17 protein-coding genes are annotated in these 16,396 nt (G+C 68.6%); 9 read left to right on the top strand and 8 right to left on the bottom strand.

The annotated features are described in order from the left end of the window. Positions 1 to 70: 70 nt before the first annotated feature. Positions 71 to 2,005 carry a M4 family metallopeptidase gene (locus tag F0U63_RS12330; RefSeq protein WP_395846084.1) on the bottom strand — a complete coding sequence of 645 codons (1,935 nt, stop codon included), beginning with the start codon at positions 2,003 to 2,005 and terminating at the stop codon, positions 71 to 73. A gap of 315 nt (positions 2,006 to 2,320) precedes the next feature. On the opposite strand from F0U63_RS12330, the gene F0U63_RS12325 reads away from it, so the two are divergent. Beyond that, positions 2,321 to 3,637 carry a DUF418 domain-containing protein gene (locus F0U63_RS12325; RefSeq protein WP_395846083.1) on the top strand — a complete coding sequence of 439 codons (1,317 nt, stop codon included), beginning with the start codon at positions 2,321 to 2,323 and terminating at the stop codon, positions 3,635 to 3,637. Positions 3,638 to 3,657: 20 nt separating this feature from the next. Here the strand turns inward: F0U63_RS12325 and F0U63_RS12320 are convergent, their stop codons facing one another. Then, entirely contained in the window at positions 3,658 to 4,044 is a 387-nt protein-coding gene (locus F0U63_RS12320) for a VOC family protein (RefSeq protein WP_395846082.1), read from the bottom strand. Between the two features lie 66 nt (positions 4,045 to 4,110). Next, entirely contained in the window at positions 4,111 to 4,725 is a 615-nt protein-coding gene (locus tag F0U63_RS12315; RefSeq protein ID WP_395846081.1) for a hypothetical protein, read from the bottom strand. A 151-nt stretch (positions 4,726 to 4,876) separates the two neighbouring features. Here F0U63_RS12315 and F0U63_RS12310 point away from each other — a divergent pair, with 151 nt between their 5' ends. Further along, on the top strand, positions 4,877 to 6,658 hold the full coding sequence (locus F0U63_RS12310) for a M20/M25/M40 family metallo-hydrolase (RefSeq protein ID WP_395846080.1): 1,782 nt from the start codon (positions 4,877 to 4,879) through the stop codon (positions 6,656 to 6,658). Positions 6,659 to 6,670: 12 nt separating this feature from the next. Here the strand turns inward: F0U63_RS12310 and F0U63_RS12305 are convergent, their stop codons facing one another. Then, complete coding sequence (locus F0U63_RS12305; protein WP_395846079.1) at positions 6,671 to 8,209, bottom strand: Do family serine endopeptidase; 1,539 nt, start codon at positions 8,207 to 8,209, stop codon at positions 6,671 to 6,673. A gap of 90 nt (positions 8,210 to 8,299) precedes the next feature. Here F0U63_RS12305 and F0U63_RS12300 point away from each other — a divergent pair, with 90 nt between their 5' ends. Continuing rightward, on the top strand, positions 8,300 to 8,938 hold the full coding sequence (locus F0U63_RS12300) for an alpha/beta hydrolase (protein WP_395846078.1): 639 nt from the start codon (positions 8,300 to 8,302) through the stop codon (positions 8,936 to 8,938). 66 nt (positions 8,939 to 9,004) lie between these two features. Here the strand turns inward: F0U63_RS12300 and F0U63_RS12295 are convergent, their stop codons facing one another. After that, a complete protein-coding gene (locus F0U63_RS12295) occupies positions 9,005 to 9,166 on the bottom strand; it encodes a hypothetical protein (protein WP_395846077.1) in 162 nt (53 codons plus the stop codon). Between the two features lie 310 nt (positions 9,167 to 9,476). Between F0U63_RS12295 and F0U63_RS12290 the strand changes: the two genes are divergently transcribed. The 6 genes from F0U63_RS12290 to F0U63_RS12265 all read left to right on the top strand — a co-directional run bounded on the left by F0U63_RS12290 (position 9,477) and on the right by F0U63_RS12265 (position 13,427). After that, positions 9,477 to 9,755 carry a hypothetical protein gene (locus tag F0U63_RS12290; RefSeq protein WP_395846076.1) on the top strand — a complete coding sequence of 93 codons (279 nt, stop codon included), beginning with the start codon at positions 9,477 to 9,479 and terminating at the stop codon, positions 9,753 to 9,755. Continuing rightward, positions 9,752 to 10,357, top strand: a complete 606-nt coding sequence (locus F0U63_RS12285) for a response regulator transcription factor (protein WP_395846075.1) — start codon at positions 9,752 to 9,754, stop codon at positions 10,355 to 10,357. The genes F0U63_RS12290 and F0U63_RS12285 overlap by 4 nt, the downstream gene beginning before the upstream one ends. A 237-nt stretch (positions 10,358 to 10,594) precedes the next feature. Next, complete coding sequence (locus F0U63_RS12280) at positions 10,595 to 10,984, top strand: response regulator transcription factor (protein ID WP_395846074.1); 390 nt, start codon at positions 10,595 to 10,597, stop codon at positions 10,982 to 10,984. 14 nt (positions 10,985 to 10,998) lie between these two features. Continuing rightward, positions 10,999 to 11,496, top strand: coding sequence for a cupin domain-containing protein (locus F0U63_RS12275; RefSeq protein ID WP_395846073.1), 498 nt, complete (start codon positions 10,999 to 11,001; stop codon positions 11,494 to 11,496). A gap of 33 nt (positions 11,497 to 11,529) precedes the next feature. Then, positions 11,530 to 12,159, top strand: a complete 630-nt coding sequence (locus F0U63_RS12270; protein WP_395846072.1) for a hypothetical protein — start codon at positions 11,530 to 11,532, stop codon at positions 12,157 to 12,159. A 101-nt stretch (positions 12,160 to 12,260) separates the two neighbouring features. Then, entirely contained in the window at positions 12,261 to 13,427 is a 1,167-nt protein-coding gene (locus tag F0U63_RS12265) for an alkaline phosphatase PhoX (protein ID WP_395846071.1), read from the top strand. A gap of 24 nt (positions 13,428 to 13,451) precedes the next feature. Here F0U63_RS12265 and F0U63_RS12260 read toward each other — a convergent pair whose 3' ends face one another. From F0U63_RS12260 to F0U63_RS12250, 3 genes are all read right to left on the bottom strand, one after another. After that, positions 13,452 to 13,832, bottom strand: coding sequence for a hypothetical protein (locus tag F0U63_RS12260; protein ID WP_395846070.1), 381 nt, complete (start codon positions 13,830 to 13,832; stop codon positions 13,452 to 13,454). Between the two features lie 39 nt (positions 13,833 to 13,871). Further along, complete coding sequence (locus F0U63_RS12255; RefSeq protein ID WP_395846069.1) at positions 13,872 to 15,758, bottom strand: OPT family oligopeptide transporter; 1,887 nt, start codon at positions 15,756 to 15,758, stop codon at positions 13,872 to 13,874. A 72-nt stretch (positions 15,759 to 15,830) separates the two neighbouring features. Beyond that, positions 15,831 to 16,313, bottom strand: coding sequence for a peptidylprolyl isomerase (locus F0U63_RS12250; RefSeq protein WP_395846068.1), 483 nt, complete (start codon positions 16,311 to 16,313; stop codon positions 15,831 to 15,833). Between the last annotated feature and the right edge of the window lie 83 nt (positions 16,314 to 16,396).

Raw genomic sequence — 16,396 nt, 5'->3', positions numbered from 1 at the left:
CTGCCCGCCGCCTCCTGGATTGGAACCAGGAGCACGGCGGGCAGGGGTCCACGTGACAGGGATTCTGGCTTCAGTGACCCCAGGTCCCCGAGTTCCAGAGCGGGGTGACGCCTTCATAGATGACGAGGTTGCCGTCGTTCTGGAGGATCAGATAGGCGCCCGGGTGCCCGTAGGTCTGGGTCGACCAGACATCCGTGCCGATCGTCCCATTGGTCGTGCGGTAGACCACGAAGTTGCCGTCGGCCTGCATGTGGGCCGCCAGCGCCCCCTTGCCCCAGGTATTCGCGTTCCACAGGGGGCCCGTCGAGTCATAGAGGACCAGGTTCCCGTCACCCGCCTGCAGGACGAGCCAGAACCGGCGGTCGTTCGACCACACAGTCTGTCCCAGGGAGAGGCTCTGGCCGGCGACGAGGATGTTCGTCCCCACGCCCACGGCCTGCCAGGCGGCGGTCACGGAGGCGATGTCGGCCGAGCTGTACCCGAGCTGCGCGGCGGCCTGCTCCGTGGCGAACTTCGCGTCGGCGAACGTGGCCATGGTCTTCCCGAGCAGCAGCACCGTGTTGGCCCGGTGGAAGATCTGGGCCGCCTTGGCGATGCCGATCCCGCGCACGACGATGGAGGAGCGACCCCGTGGGTGCTGGCCACCCTGGGACAGCAGATAGAACGCCAGGTTGGGGATGCCCGAGCTCAGGTGGACGTCGGTGAACGGGCTGAAGGTCTGGTCGTAGTAGTCCAACGACTGGCCGTCGAGCTTGGGGTCGTTCATGTAGCGGAGGGCATCGCCGGGCGTGTAGGGGGTATAGATTTCCTCCGCGCACTTCCAGGTGTTGGCGTTCACCACCCGGCCGTTCCGGTACCACTCGCACACACTGCCCATGATGTCGGACATCGACTCGTTCAGGGCACCCGGCTCGGCATAGTAGAGCAGGTTGGACGTGGAGATCGTGAGCCCATGGGTCACCTCATGTGCCGTCACGTCCAGCGCGTTGACGAAGTTGCCGAACGTCACGCCGTCGCCGTCCCCGTACACCATCTGATTCTTCGAGCTGAGCCACCCCGCGTTGCCGTAGCTGTTTCCGTAGTGGACCGAGCTGACGAGCTTGGACCCCGCGCCGTCGTAGGAGTCGCGGTTGAAGAGGGTCTTGTAGCAGTCGTAGGTCGCCCCGAGCAGGTCATAGTTGGTGTTGACCGTGGCGTCCGCGACCGCCGCGCCTCCCTCCACCCGGACGAGGGTTCCCGGGAGGCCCGCGGAGGAGGTGGCGTGGTTGGCGTCGTACACCAACCGGTTCTTGATCGTGTGGATGTTCGGCAGCCGCAGCACGACCGACCCGCTCACGGCGTTGATGATGACGTCATCATCCACCACCATCCCGTCCTTGCTCAGCCCCGTCACATTCACCCGGTACACGAGGTCCAGCTTTTCACCCGCCGGCCAGTAGGCCATCCGCGGCTGCGCCTCGACCTCGACCCGGTCCAACCGCGCGGAGTCCTGCCTGGCCACGGCGATGGCGTCCTCGGCGCTGAGCCGCGCGTCTCGCGGCGCGTCGAGATCGGCGCGAGCGTTGCCGTGAACCGCGTAGACGGCGTCATTCCGCGTGTGGAGGACGAGCGAGCCGCCCACGACCTCGCGGCCATTCTTGCGCTGCACATAGACGAAGTGCCGGTCGCCGATGCCGTCCGTGACGATCCGCTGGAAGGAGAGTTCCGCGGGGTCCGCGCGGAACACCTTGCTCACCGCCAGGAGAGAGGGGCGCAGCGCGCTGAGTTCGGCCTCCTCGGTCCTCTTCTCCCCGCCCAGCCGGATCTGGCCGAAGTTCCCATTCGCGAACGTGGGCACATTGCCCTGGTCGACGCCCACGACCCGGAGATCGGAAATTTCGACGCCAAGGGATGCGTCCGGCTCGGTGCCATTGCTCTTCGCGTGTTCTTCCGTCCCCTGGCAGGCCGAAAGGCCGACCAGGAGGCCCAGGGTCGCGAGACCACGAAATCGATGCACGGTGATCATGATGAGCTGTTGTCTCCTCGGGTGATGGTGAAATGGACACCGCGCCCGCCGATGGACGGGCGATGGAGCTTCTAGGGATGGCCAGGAAAGTCGGTTCCACCCGAATTGAAGGAGCCAACGAGGCGGAAAATGATGCAGGAAATCTGCGGTCACCCCGAATTGACGGTGGGCAGCCGCCCGTGGGCGAGCCCACCACATGGGGCCTGTCCCGCCGCGTACTGCAACGACAGAGCCATCGTCTGGTAGAGGGACGCCCCCTCGTACGACGGGGAGGGTCGGATTGACGGAGGAGGTACTCGGGCATCTGCTGGACGAATGTCCAAGCCCACTCCTCTCACGCCGCTCTCCGGAGCCCACGCCCGTCCGGTGGACGACTCCGAGCGAGTGCACCTCCTGGACGTGTTGCGCGGCTTCGCGCTGTGCGGCGTCTTCGTCTCCAACAGCTTCTCCTGGTTCAGCGGCCGCGCCCTCCTGACACGCGAGCAGACCCAGGCGCTGTCGGCACCTCCGCTCGAGGCCGCCGTCACCGCGCTCTACTACTTCTTCGTCAACCAGAAGTTCGTCGTCCTCTTCTCCTTCCTCTTCGGGCTGGGCTTCTCCATCCAGCTCACGCGCGCCGAGGCCCGGGGCGTCCCCATCGTCCCCCTGTACTCGCGGCGGCTGCTGGTGCTGCTGGGCATCGGTGTGACGCACCTGTTCGCGCTCTGGGTGGGCGACGTGCTCTCCACCTATGCCCTGGTGGGCTTCGCGCTGCTGCTCTTCCGCCGGAGCTCGGATCGGGCGGTGCTCACCTGGGCGCTGATGCTGATCGGAGGAGTGCCGCTGCTCGTCTCCGCCCTCCAGCACTTCGGCCCCCTCCTGATGGAGGGCGCCCAGACGGCGGCCGAGGCGGCGAAGGCCAGCGAAGCACAAGAAGTCCAGGCGCGGACTCGCTTCCTGGAGGGACTCTCCAGCGACTCCTTCCGGATGGCCCGGGCGGCGAACGCTCAATACGCCGTCTTCATCCTCCCCCAGCTCAAGCGGCTGATCTGGATGAGCGTCACCCTGGGCCGCTTCCTGCTGGGCCTGCTCGCGGGGCGACACCTGTTGCTCCAGGACGTGGAGCGCCACCAGGCCACGCACCGCCGGCTGCTCGTCTGGGGAGGAGCGGTGGGCGTGCTGGGCAACGGCACCTGGCTGGTGGTGCAGCGCCTGCGCATCGCGGGGCTCGTGGATCCAGCGAAGGACCACTGGATGTTCGCCCTGCCCACCCTCCAGGAGCTGGGCTTCCTGGGTCTGGCCGCGGTGTACGTGGCCGCCTTCGCCCTGCTCTTCCAACGCGGATATGGGTGGAAGGTGCAGGAGGTACTCGCACCGGTGGGCCGCATGGCGCTCACCCACTACCTGCTGCAGACCGTGGTGAGCCTCTGCATCTATGACGGCTGGGGACTGGGCCTCGTCGGCCGGCTCCCGCCCTCGCGCTGCGTGGCGCTCACGCTCACCCTCTTCGCGCTCCAGGTGCCCCTCAGCCAGTGGTGGCTGTCACGCTTCCGCTTCGGCCCGGCCGAGTGGCTGTGGCGCTCGCTCACCTACGGACGGGCACAGCCCATGCGTCTGGCCCCCCGGAGCGCCGTGGAGCCCTCCGTGAGCTGAGCGCCAGACACGGCGCGAACTCAGCTCTGGACCATCATGATGAGGTTGCCGCACGTGTCCTCGAAGGACACGACGGTGACCGGCCCCATCTTCTTCGGCTCGCCACGGAACACCACGCCCAGCTTCGCCATCCGCTCGTACTCCGCCTGACAGTCATCGACGGCGAACGACGTCAGGGGAATTCCCGCGTCGAACAGGGCCTGCTGGTAGACCCTGGCGGGGGGAAAGCCCATCGGCTCGAGCAGCAGTTGGGTGCCCTCCGGGGCCTGGGGCGAAACGACGGTCAGCCACCGGTACTCACCGCCCATCGGCTGGTCCACCTTCGTCACGAAGCCCAGGACCTCCGTGTAGAACTTCAGGGCCTTGGCCTGATCATCCACCATCACGCTCGTCAGGTTGATCCGCATCGGCGTCTCCAGTCAGTCCACGCCGCGCGCGATGGACCGCGCGCGGGGTGTTGGACTCTCACACGATCACAGGGTGACGTTCACCTGGAACTCGCCGCCGCTGGAGGACTTCGCGGTTCCCGTGACGGTGGTGCTGCCGGCCTTGCGGCGCACCTTGCCGGTTCCATCGTCCTCGATCTGCCCGGACATGCTCAGGTTCAGCGAGACCTCTCCCTCGAGGTCTCCCGCCATCTGGAAGGTGCCCACGAGCGTGCCCGTGAAGGTGCCGTTGGGGATGTTGCGCAGCGAGAGCTCCAGAGCCGGCTGGGCAGCCACGTCGGTGGTGGTCTGGTAGGTGATGTTCACCGGATCCTCCTCCTCGGAGACGGTGACCTCCCCATCGGTGTAACCCGTCATTCCGACACGCAGCCGCATCCCCTTGTTCGCCGACGAGCCCTGATCCACCTGCCCGGTGATGCCCAGGGTGCCCCCGGCGTCTCCGGTGGTCGACTGGGGCGGGATGTTGGCGCTCGAGGCGGCGTTGAAGCCGGCGAAGCCGAGTTGGAGGGACTTCTCGATGGACTTGTCCAACCCGAGGTACGCGCGGCGGGCCTGCTCATTGGAGCTGATCTCGTCGCCACAGGCGGACAGGAGGGCAGTGACGGAGAGGACGGCGAGGACACGAAGGGCGGGAAGGTGCATGGCCCCTGTGTACTCCGGCCCCCTGGAGGCGCGCGACCCCCCCACTCGGGAGTAGAAGGAACTTCACGGCTGGAAGCCTTGCTGCCACGTTCCAGTCACCACTCGCACCCGGCACGCGTCCTGCTCCGGCACCCGCCGAGGAGAAGCCCCCATGAAGATGAGCACTTGGAGTTCCGTCGCCATATGGCTCGCGTGCGCCACGCCCGTGTGGGCGGAGGCCCCGCGAGAGAAGGACGTGTGGCTCACCCTCGGCACGGACGCGCTGGAGCCGGTACGTGGTGCCTTCCAGGCCAGGGGCCTGACGCTGGCGGCGCCCACGTTCCAGAAGGGCGGCGTGGCGGTGCTGCGCGTGCGTGAGTCCCAGGTGGAGCAACTGGCGCTGGCGATGCACGAGCTCCATCGGTGCGCGGGCTTCATCGTCCATGACACCCAGGGCGAGGCCTTCGCGGCGGTGGAGGCCGACAACGCGCCCCAGCCCGTGGCCTCGCTCCTCCACTACACCATCAACAACGCCCCCTCGGTGAACGCGCTGATGGACGAGGTGCGGGAGTCGGAGCTGCGCGGCACCATCCAAGCGCTGTCCAGCAACTGGACCAACCGCTACTACAACGTGCAGAACGGCGCGGACGCGTCCACCTGGCTCGAGAACAAGTGGAAGACGATCACCGCCGGGCGCCCGGACATCACGGTGGAACTCTTCGCGCACCCCTTCAAGCAGTCCTCCGTCATCGCCACCCTCCGGGGCACCACGCTGCCCGACGAGGTGGTGGTGCTCGGTGGGCACCTGGACTCCATCAACCAGAGCAACGCCACGACGGGCACGGCGCCGGGCGCGGATGACGACGCGTCGGGCGTGGCCTCCATCACCGAGGTGCTGCGCGTGGCGGTGCTCGAGGGCTACAAGCCGGCGCGCACCGTGAAGTTCATGGCGTACGCGGGCGAGGAGGTGGGACTGCTCGGCTCCAAGGCCATCGCCAATTCCTTCAAGGCCAACGGGGTGAACGTGGTGGGCGTGTTGCAGTTGGACATGACCAACTACCAGGGCAACACCTTCGACTTCGGCCTCGTGCTGGACAGGACGAACACGACCCTCAACACGCAGCTGCGCAACCTCATCGCCACGTACCAGCCGGAGCGGACCGTCGCCAACATCATGTGCGGCTATGGCTGCTCGGACCATGCCTCGTGGACCAACGCGGGCTACCCGGCCGCCATGCCCTTCGAGGCCTCGCTGAGCACGATGAACCCGGTCATCCACAGCGAGCGGGACACCCTGGTGTTCATGGGCGACACGGCGGAGAACTCGGTGAAGTTCGCGAAGCTGGGCGCCTCGTTCATGGCCGAGCTGGCCAAGGGCGCCACCGAGAAAAACACCCCGCCTCCGGTCGGTGTCGAACCCGGGACGCTCCAGAGCGCCGCCTTCGATGCGACGTACTGGGCGCCGGCTTGCGCCCAGGTGGGCTCGGGCTGCGACTCGGGCACGCTGCTCGACGGCCGCGGGGGCGTGGGCCCCGAGCTGAACCAGCCCAACACGCTGCGCAAGGGCTGCGCGGATGGCACCTCGGGCACCTACCACGCGGATGAGTCACTCGATCGGCTCCAGGTGAGCACCCTGGATGGGACGATCCTCTTCCCGGGCAAGACGGTGAAGATCGAGGCGACCGTGTACGCCTACTCCACCACGGAGGACAAGTTGGACCTGTACTACTCGGCGAGCGCCACGAACCCCTCGTGGCAGCTCATCGGCACGTACAGCCCGAGCCGCACCGGCGTCACCACCCTCTCCGCCACGTACACCCTGCCCGTGGGCGGCGTGCAGGCCATTCGCGCCAACTTCCGCCACGCCGGTCCCGACGGCGCCAACAGCGCCGCGCGGGTTTGCAGCAGCGGCGAGTACGACGACCGCGACGACCTGGTCTTCACGGTGCCGTGAGCCCACGGCCGGTCACCGCTCCTCGGGAATCGTCAGGGCACGCAGCAGCCGGCTCTCGCCCAGCTGGATGCGCAAGAGCAGCACCGAGCCCGGGGACTGTCCGCGCACCGCCTGGGCGAACTCCCGGGGGTTGTTCACCGGCCGGCCACCGGCCTCGACGATGACCATGCCCGGCTGGAGTCCGGCCCGCTCCGCGGGCGAGCCGGGATCCACCTCGATGATCAGCGCGCCCCGGATCGCGCCCGGCACGAGCCGCGGATCCACGTCCTGCAGGCGCATGCCCAGCCGGCGGCCGGACTCCTCGCGCTCGTCACCGGGGGACTCGGTGGAGAAGCCCTCGAGGTCCGGCCGCTCGGCGAGCTTCACCCGCACCTCGCGCGGCTGGCCCGCCCGGTAGACGGTGAGCGTCACGGTCTCGTCCGGCGGGCGGAAGCCGATGTCGCGCGTGAGGGCATGTGCGGAGTCCACGGGCTTGCCATTCACGGCGGTGAGGATGTCGTCCTGCTGGAGGCCGGCCCTGGCCGAGGGCGTGTTCTCCTGCACGCCGGTGACGATGGCGCCCTTGTCCTGCGGCACCTTCAGGGCCCGGGCCAGCTCGGGCGTCAGATCCTGCACCGACACACCCAGCCAGCCGCGGCGGATCTTCCCCTTCTGGAGTTGGGGCAGCAGCGCCCGGGCCATGTTGGAGGGCACGGCGAAGCCGATTCCAGCGCCGCCCCCAACGATGGCGGTGTTGATGCCGATGACCTCGCCCCGGGCGTTGAAGAGCGGCCCTCCCGAGTTGCCCGGATTGATGGCGGCGTCCGTCTGCAGGAAGTTGTCGTAGGGGCCCGCCTGGATGTCACGCGCCCGGGCCGAGAGGATGCCGGAGCTGACGCTGGAGGTGAGCCCGAACGGGTTGCCGATGGCCACCACGGGATCGCCCACGCGCACCGCGTCCGAGTCGCCGAGCCGGACGAAAGGCAGATCCTTCACGTTGCCCTGGAGCTTGATCAACGCCAGGTCGGTGAGGGGATCCCTCCCGAGCACCTTCGCCTCGTACTCACGGCCATCGTCGAGCCGCACGCGGATGGAGAAGGCGTTGTCCACCACGTGGTTGTTGGTGAGGATGAGTCCATTCGGGTCGATGAGGAAGCCCGAGCCCTCCCCCTGCTGGACGCGCTCGCGCGGCATGGGTCCACCGCCCTCGGGGACTCCCGGCATGCCGAAGAAACGCTCGAGCAGATCACCCCGATCCTGGGGGCTGGAGGCCCGGACCCGGACGTCCACGTTGACCACGGAGCCCTTCACGGCCTCCACGAGGTCCGCGACGGAGACCAACTGCCCGGAGCCGCCCGTGGCCTGCTCTTCTTGCGGGAGGGGCATGGCTGGCTGGGCCCCCTGCTGCACGGGCCGAGGGGCGGCCGGCGCCGGGGCAGGCGCCCCGCTCACGGCGGGAGGTGGAAGGAGAACCGGCTCGCGCTGCCGGCGCTCACAGCCGGTGGAGACACTCAGCAGGAGCGCGTTGAACAGGAAGAGGCGGAACCAGAAGGCCGGGCGGGCGTGGGTCATCAAGGGGACTTCCTCCATGGAGGGAAGATGCGGACCCTGTCCGCGCATGCCCACCCTGGACATGGACCTGGAAGAGGAGCACGAACGGAGATGCCGGACATCGAGACGCCAGGAGGCCAGGCGAGTCTGGAACCACGGCCCTTCACACTGCCGACGAAGCGGGGGCCGGTGGACGTGTTGTTGTACGACGCCCCTGGAGCGAAGGCGGGGGTCTTGCTGGCGGGAGGCGTGGGCGGTGGCTTCGACACGCCAGCCCTCCGCCTGTACCCACGGCTGGGCGAGGCGTTGCTGAAGCACGGTCTGTCCACGCTGCGGTTGAGGTATCGCCACTCGACCGACCTGACGGAGTCGGTGCAGGACGTGCTCGCGGGAGTGGACTTCCTGGTGGAGCGCGGGCTCGAGCGGATCGGCCTGGTGGGGCACTCGTTCGGTGGAGCGGTGATGATCCGGGCCGGGGTGCGCTCCGCCTGGGTGAAGACGGTGGTGGGGCTGGCGCCGCAGAGCTACGGGACGGAGCCGGTGCCGGAGCTGCATCCGCGCTCGCTGCTGCTCGTGCACGGCACGTCGGACACGGTGCTCCCACCGCGCTGCTCGCAGTCCATCCACGAGCGGGCCCGGGGACACAAGGAGCTGGAGCTCATCCCGGGAGCCGGGCACGTGCTCGACGAGGCCGCCGAGCCCGTCTTCACGCGCGTACGGGAGTGGCTGGTGAACGAGCTCCGGGGGTGAGTACGCCTCGCCGGGGAACGGCCGGGAGGGAATGCTCCGGGCACCCGCCTCCCCGGACACGGACCATCAGCTGTGCCTGTCGCTTCCCGCGCTGTCCTTACTCCCAGCCTCGGAGGGACCACTGTACTCACGCTGACGATCCTCGGCGTTGCTGGGAGCGGACTCCTTCTCCGACTTGCCGAAGACCTCCTTGCGCGTCTCTTCGCTCATCTTGGCGTCCCCACGCATCGTGGGGTTTTCCTCTCGGGGTTTGCGAGGCATGTCGTACGTCCTCCGTCGCGATGGGGTTGTGGGCTTCGTGACTCAAGATCAGGTGGTCCCCGAGAGACGGCAAGCCGGGTCGGCGCATGGAGAGCGGACTGGGAGACAGACGCCCATCACCTCCGCATCCATGCGTGCCTGGGTGAAGTCGAGCACGGCCCGGGCGAAGGAGCGGGCCTTGGGACAGGCCCTCTGTCTGGCGGGCGGGCATCGCGTCCCCTATCGTGAGTCCATTCCGGGCAATCTGGATGAACCCGGCGAGTGAACCCAATCGGATATGCGCCTGCTCGGATTCCTGCTCGTGTGGCTGATGGCGACACCTCTCGCTGCGGCCGAGCGGGAGAAACGGGTGCTGCTCTTCGTCCCCGAGGACGCCACGGTGCCGGCCATCGCGGACTTCACCCGGACCTTCCGGCAGACGGTGCTGGCCGAATGGAAGGGGCCCGTCACCGTCGACATCGAGTACCTGGACATGGCCTGGTCCGGCGGCGCCGAGTACGAGCGCGCGCTGCGCGACCTCTATCTCGGCGAGCCAACTGGGCCGATTTCGACGTGACGGGCACCGTCCAGCTGGCCCTGCGACTGCTCCCGGACACGCGGCATGTCGCCCTCATCCTCGGCTCCAGCCCGCAAGTGGAGAGCTTCGCCCACCCGCGGCTGATGTTGGAGCGCGAGCCGTCACGGGGACCCGGGTGCGTGGTGATGGACCTGCGCATGCCAGAGCTCAACGGGTTGGAGTTGCAGCAGGAGTTGCACCGGGTGGGGTGGACACAGCCCATTGTCTTCATCAGCGCGCATGGGGACGTGCCCACGGCGGTGCGGGCGATGAAGGCGGGGGCGGTGGACTTCCTGCCCAAGCCCGTCACGACGGAGGAAATCCTGGCGGCGGTGGAGCAAGCGCTCGAGCGGAACAAGGTGGCGAGGGCCACGGAGCAGGAGCACGAGGAGTTACGGGCCCGCTTCTCCACGCTCTCCCCCCGGGAGGCACAGGTGTGCCGGCTGGTGGCGGAGGGATTGCTCAACAAGCAGATCGCGGCCGAGCTGGGCACCGCCGAACAGACGGTGGGCCAGCAGCGCCGCAGTGTCATGGCGAAGCTGTCGGTGACTTCCGTGGCGGAGCTGGCACGGCTGTTGGAGCGGCTGGACCAGGAGCCCTGAGGCGTCAGGACCGCCGCGCCCCTCGGCCTGGCAAGACGCACAATCCCTTTCAGTTGTCAATTCAGCGAAATGCTCACATGTCATCGCGGGAGCGAGCCGCTATAGACATGGAACCACGAACACCGGTCCCATGAGCCGGGCGAGAGGGACCATGTCCGACACCAAAACACTCGGTGACTACGCGGCACAGAACAATGACGGCAAGGAGCGCATCCCCGTCGCCCATACGGTCTGACCATGAGCCTGGCGCGCCCCAAGGTATTCGTCGTGGACGATGACCCTTCGGTGTTGCGCAGCCTCGGGCGCATGTTCCAGGTGGAAGGATACACGGTGGAGTGTTTCGCCCACCCGCGGCGACTGCTCGAGCGCGAGCCCTGGCCGGGGCCGGGGTGCGTGGTGCTCGACCTGCGCATGCCAGAACTCAACGGGCTGGAGTTGCAGCGGGAGTTGCGGCGGGCGGGGTGGACGCAGCCCATCGTCTTCATCAGCGCGCATGGAGACCTGCCCACGGTGGAGAGGGCCATGAAGACGGGGGCGGTGGCCTTCCTGCCCAAGCCCTTCAGCACGGAGGAGCTGCTGGCGGCGGTGGAGCGAGCGTTCGCGGGCGACAGCCTGGCGGGGCCGTGAAGTACAGTGGCCGCATGGTCGACGAACTGGTGAGGACATTGGGACTGGCGCCCCACCCGGAAGGGGGCTTCTTCCGGGAGACGTGGCGCTCGCAGGTCGCGGTGGAGACGCCGCGAGGCACGCGCTCGGTGGGCACGGCCATCTACTACCTGTTGCCGCGCGGCACGTTCGCCGCCTGGCACCGGGTGAGCTCGGCCGAGCTGTGGCACTTCTACGACGGCCACGCGCTGACGATGTACCTGCTCGATGAAGCCCAGGGCCGGCTGGAGACGGTGACGCTGGGCCGGGATGTCGCGCGCGGGGAGAGGCCGCAGGTGCTCGTCCCGGCCGGGGTGCTCCAGGCGGCCCTGCCCCGAGGGGACTACACGCTGTGCGGCTGCACGGTGGCGCCGGGCTTCGACTTCGCGGACTGGGAGATGCCCCGCGGCGAGGAGCTGGCGGCACGCCATCCCGAGCACGTGGAGCTGTTCCGCCAGCTCAGCCATCCGGGCGCCTCGAAATCGGGAGGTTGAATAAAGCCCCGGCGTTTTCGTCGGCGGCGCACCATGCTCTCCCTGCTTGCCCTCGTCTGGTTGGCATCCGCCCCCGTCCCCGGGGAGTCCCAGCCCACGCCGCCCGCGCCTCGGCCCCCTCCGCCCCAATGCGTGTCCTCGCAGGGGCGGACCGTGTGCGGATATCAGTGCAAGACCAGTAGCTCGCACGCCGCCTGTGCCAAGACGCCCTATGGGGTGTGTCAACTGTTGGCGGGCAACATCCATTGCTGGGATCCGCCGCGGGTCGCCATCGCCCACCCGGACAAGTCGGGCACGAAGCCCGAGTGCAAGGAGATCCGGGGCAAGGTGGCCTGCGGCTACAACTGCCGGGTGGCCCATGGCGAGGTGGCCTGCAACAACACGCCCCATGGCGTGTGCACCACCCACTTCGAGCGCCTCGTCTGCTGGGATCCACCGGAGAGCGTCATCCATGAGAATGGCGCCGACACCCCCGACCCCCGCTGCCTCACCGCCTCCGAGGCGGTGGGCTGTGGCTATGACTGCAAGTCCACGCGCACCGAGGTGCGGTGCGCCAGTACGCCCACGGGCGTGTGCCGGCTCGACCAGGATCAACTCACCTGTTTCGATCCGCCGTCGCTGTTGCACTGCGACCACAGCACGCCGCCGCCTCCCTCCAACTGACGCCTCGTCACACGTCCGACAACTGCTGCTGACGGAGAGTTGACCCGAGCCTCCCGTGAACGCGTGTGAAGGTGCGCCCGCTCGTCGCACCGGAGGCTCACATGACACTCAATCGTCGCAACTTCCTGCAGCTCTCCGCCGTTGGCGGAACGGCGCTCGCCCTGGGTCCGTCCTTCTGGCGCCAGGCCTATGCCGCTCCCGCCAAACCCGGCACCAGCCCCTATGGCGCCATGTCCGGCTCCGCCGATGCCAATGGCGTGCGGCTGCCCGCGGGCTTCTCCTCGCGCATCATCGCGCGCTCCGGCGCCAAGGTGGCCAGCACCGGCTACACCTGGCACGGGGCGCCGGACGGTGGCGCCTGCTTCCCCGTGTCGGGCGGCGGGTGGATCTACACCTCCAACTCCGAGAAGACCCTGGGCACCGGCGGCGTCTCGGCCATCCGGTTCGATGGCGGTGGCTCCATCACCGGCGCCTACCGCATCCTCGCCAACACCACCTCCAACTGCGCCGGTGGCCGCACCCCCTGGGGCACCTGGCTGTCCTGCGAGGAGTACTCCGGCGGCCGTGTCTGGGAGTGCGATCCCACGAAGGCCTCGCAGGGCGTGGTGCGCCCCGCGCTCGGTACCTTCTCCCACGAGGCCGTCGCGGTGGACTCGGACGACTACCGGCTCTACCTCACCGAGGACAGCACCAGTGGCCGCTTCTACCGCTTCACCCCGTCCGCCTATCCCTCGCTCGAGGCGGGCACGCTCGAGGCCGCTCGGGTCTCCGGGGATCCGCTGACCGGCGCCACCGTGACGTGGGAGCCCGTGTCCGCCAGCAAGCCCGCCTCGCAGCAGTCCAATGCCTCGCGCACCACCGTCTTCAACGGCGGCGAGGGCTGCTGGTACGACCGCGGCACCGTCTACTTCACCACCAAGGGCGACAACCGCGTCTGGGCCTACACCCCGGCCTCCTCGCGCCTGGAGATCATCTACGACGACAACCTCTATCCGAACTCGCCCCTCACCGGCGTGGACAACGTCACCGTGTCCTCCTCGGGCGACATCTTCGTGGCCGAGGACGGGGGCGACTTGCAGATCTGCATCATCACCCCGGAGCGGATCGTCGCGCCGCTGCTCCAGCTCGTGGGCCACAACAGCTCGGAGATCACCGGCCCCGCGTTCAGCCCGGATGGCAAGCGGCTGTATTTCAGCTCGCAGCGCGGCACCTCCGGCACCAACGGCGGCGGCATCACCTTCGAGGTGACCGGGCCGTTCCGCACGTAGGCGCGCGGCGTCTCGCGGGGAGCGCTATCCGAGCCAGGAGAGGAGGGCGCGGACGGCCTCCTCGCGCCGCTGGGACGTCTCCTGGACTCGCTGGAGTCCCGCCAGCATGCCCATCCCCTTGGCGGCGCGCTCGGGAGCCGTGCGGTAGTTCTCCGCGAGCTGCTCCAGGTGCTCGCGCAGCCGCGGGTGGCGCTCACGCACGAGCGCGGGCGCGGTGTCCGGCTTCACCAGGGAGACGAGCGCCGAGGCGAGCTGCCGCCACGCCTCCAGGCTCTGTCCGGTGCGGCGCTCGAAGCCACCGCGCACCATGGGCCTGACGAAGAAGGGCATCGACGAGAAGTCGCGCACCGTGTCCTCGAGGACGTTGCGGAGCGCGGCGACGAGCGTGACGGGATCCGAAGTCATGGGGGCGCAGCCTACCGCAACCGCCCCGGGACGACGCTCCTACTTGGGCATCACGCCGAAGGCCTTGAGCATCGCCACGGCGATGCCCATGAGGCTCTCACCGGCGATGAAGCCCGAGCTGACCGGGAGCACCAGGGCCTCGGACAGCTTCGCCTTCTTGCGGCGCAGCACCTCGGCGATGACCGCGCCGATGAAGAAGCTGATGGAGCTGGCCCCGGGGATGACGATGGCAATCCCCAACCCCGATGCCGAGGGAACAAGGGGCCTGAGCTTCTTGGGCGCCCAGCGCTCCAGCAGCACCAGCGTCACGCCCAGGCACAGCCCACACACGGCCCCGATGCGCGCGGACTCCGGCAGCGCTCGCACCCCGCTCATGAGCATCTTCGACACGCCCGCCCATACCAGGGACGAGGGCGCGGGGAACTCCTCGGTGCCCAGCACGGACGCGTCCGGCACGAGCAGGTTGAACGCGGGCACCACCACCAGCGCCCCCGCCACCACCCCGAAGAGCTGTGCGACGAACTGCTGACGCGGATTGGCGCCGAGCAGCCAACCCGACTTCAGATCGACGAGCAGGTCCGCCGAATGCAGTCCCACGCCGCCCGTGGCGTTGGCGCTCATCACGTTGGCGGTGAGGTTGCCGGGCAACAGGGCGCCATAGAGCAGCTGCGTCACCGGCCCGAGCGCCTTGGTGGGCGTGGAGTCCGTCTCACCCGTGACGCGCGAGGCGATGACGCCCATCACCACCGACAGCGGCAGGGCCACCACGCCCGCCCACCAGGGAATCTGGAAGAGGTAGGCCATCAGCGCCACCACCACCGGGCCGAGCACCAGGAAGCCCAGGGGGAACCACGCGGGAGGACACTCGATGTCGGCGAGCGGATCCGCCTCGGTGTCCTGCTTGCGGCCGAACAGGCCCGCGAGCGCCTTGAAGGATTTGGCCACGCTGCGCCACTGGAAGGCGAAGGACAACAGGCCCGAGGACACCAACACCGCGGCCCCCGTCCACAACGCCCAGCCGTTGATGGCCTTGTAGGACACCTCGGGGATGACGCCGCGGCCGACCAACTCCGGCGCGACGACGCCGTAGGTGAGCAGCGCCCCGAGCAGCATGGACCAGCCCGTCTTGAAGCTCACCAGCGCGCCCGCGCCGATGAGCAGCAGGCTCAGATCGAGCGACAGCGTCCAGGCCCCCGCGGGCTTGCCACCAATGGTGAAGGGCAGGCTGAGCTTGGCGGGCAGGTTCCACACGAGCCACGAGGCCCTGGCATCGCGCCAGAAGGCAATGAAGGCGCCGAAGAGGCCCGCGAGGCCCAGCGAGCGCGCCTTGCCCCGCGAGCGCTCGTCATGCCCGTGCAGCGCCTGGAGCGTCTCGGCGGTGGCGGTGCCGGTGGGAAAGGGAAGCTGCTCGATGTTGATGAGCTGGCGCTTGATGGGGATGGCGGCGAAGACGCCCATCGCGGAGACGACGGCGAACCACACCACCAACCACCCCGAGGGCGGCAGCGCGCCGGTGAGCATCAACAGCGCGGGCACGGCCGCCATGTTGCCGCCCCCCGTCATGTACCCCGCCGCCGACGCCACCGAGCCCATGGCGTTGTTCTCCAGCGTGGTGAAGTCCCGCCGGAGCAGCCCCACGCTTCGCAGCGCGCCAAACGTCGCGAAGGCGAGGATGCACGCGGTGATGGTGACGCCCAGGCTCCAGCCCGTCTTGAGGACGACGTAGAGGTTGGACAGGCACATCACCGCGCCAATCAGCATCCCCGCGATGACGGCTCGCACGGTGAGCTGGCGCACGCCTCCCTTGTAGACGTTCTCGAGCCAGTGGCGCTCGGGATCCACGGCGGTGGAGCCCTGCTCCGGTGGAGGCGGGGGCTCGGGGTGGATGCGGAGCTGCTGGGGCGAGGGCGAGACGGGAGAAGTCATGTGGAGGTGAAAGGATAGCGGAACACCTCCGACCCGACGAATGGGATCGCCCGCCCCCCGGGGCGGCCTGGCTCAGTGAGCGCCGCCGGGCCCGTGGGCGTGGCCGTGCTCGAGCTCCTCGGAGGTGGCCGGACGCACTTCACGCACCGTCACATCGAAGTGCAGCGTCTTGCCCGCCAGCGGGTGATTGAGGTCCACCACCACCGAGTCGCCCTTCACCTCGCGCACGGTGATGGGGATGACATCGCCCTCGGCCGTCTGGGCGGAGATGCTCAGGCCCGGCTGGAGCGGCGCATCCGGGGGGAACATGCTGCGTGGCACTTCCTGGAGTCCGCGCGGATCATGCTCGCCATAGCCCTGGGCGGGCACCACCACGACCTTCTTCGCGTCGCCGGCCGACAGGCCTTCCAGCTGCCCTTCCAGACCCGGGACGATCTGCCCCCGTCCGTGCATATAGGCCAGGGGTTGGCCGGGCTCGCTCTCATCGACGACCTTGCCATCGCCGAGGTGCAACCGGTACTCCAACGAGACCACGCAGTCCTTGGACACCTTCATGTGCGGCTGCTCCTTGAGCTGTCCTGCCGAGACGAATGAGGGGGTATGGGACAGAGCCCGGCCCAAGGCAACCCCACAAGCCT

This window comes from Cystobacter fuscus, assembly GCF_044360685.1.
Classification (GTDB): Bacteria; Myxococcota; Myxococcia; order Myxococcales; family Myxococcaceae; genus Cystobacter; species Cystobacter fuscus_C.
This window is presented reverse-complemented; position numbering and strand designations above follow the sequence as displayed.

Coding starts and splice junctions, on each gene's coding strand:
- F0U63_RS12325 (WP_395846083.1), top strand. CDS start 2,321: ATGTCCAAGCCCACTCCTCTCACGCCGCTCTCCGGAGCCCACGCCCGT.
- F0U63_RS12250 (WP_395846068.1), bottom strand. CDS start 16,313: ATGAAGGTGTCCAAGGACTGCGTGGTCTCGTTGGAGTACCGGTTGCAC.
- F0U63_RS12270 (WP_395846072.1), top strand. CDS start 11,530: ATGCTCTCCCTGCTTGCCCTCGTCTGGTTGGCATCCGCCCCCGTCCCC.
- F0U63_RS12265 (WP_395846071.1), top strand. CDS start 12,261: ATGACACTCAATCGTCGCAACTTCCTGCAGCTCTCCGCCGTTGGCGGA.
- F0U63_RS12305 (WP_395846079.1), bottom strand. CDS start 8,209: ATGACCCACGCCCGCCCGGCCTTCTGGTTCCGCCTCTTCCTGTTCAAC.
- F0U63_RS12260 (WP_395846070.1), bottom strand. CDS start 13,832: ATGACTTCGGATCCCGTCACGCTCGTCGCCGCGCTCCGCAACGTCCTC.
- F0U63_RS12330 (WP_395846084.1), bottom strand. CDS start 2,005: ATGATCACCGTGCATCGATTTCGTGGTCTCGCGACCCTGGGCCTCCTG.
- F0U63_RS12315 (WP_395846081.1), bottom strand. CDS start 4,725: ATGCACCTTCCCGCCCTTCGTGTCCTCGCCGTCCTCTCCGTCACTGCC.
- F0U63_RS12280 (WP_395846074.1), top strand. CDS start 10,595: ATGAGCCTGGCGCGCCCCAAGGTATTCGTCGTGGACGATGACCCTTCG.
- F0U63_RS12320 (WP_395846082.1), bottom strand. CDS start 4,044: ATGCGGATCAACCTGACGAGCGTGATGGTGGATGATCAGGCCAAGGCC.
- F0U63_RS12300 (WP_395846078.1), top strand. CDS start 8,300: ATGCCGGACATCGAGACGCCAGGAGGCCAGGCGAGTCTGGAACCACGG.
- F0U63_RS12275 (WP_395846073.1), top strand. CDS start 10,999: ATGGTCGACGAACTGGTGAGGACATTGGGACTGGCGCCCCACCCGGAA.
- F0U63_RS12290 (WP_395846076.1), top strand. CDS start 9,477: ATGCGCCTGCTCGGATTCCTGCTCGTGTGGCTGATGGCGACACCTCTC.
- F0U63_RS12310 (WP_395846080.1), top strand. CDS start 4,877: ATGAAGATGAGCACTTGGAGTTCCGTCGCCATATGGCTCGCGTGCGCC.
- F0U63_RS12255 (WP_395846069.1), bottom strand. CDS start 15,758: ATGACTTCTCCCGTCTCGCCCTCGCCCCAGCAGCTCCGCATCCACCCC.
- F0U63_RS12295 (WP_395846077.1), bottom strand. CDS start 9,166: ATGCGTGGGGACGCCAAGATGAGCGAAGAGACGCGCAAGGAGGTCTTC.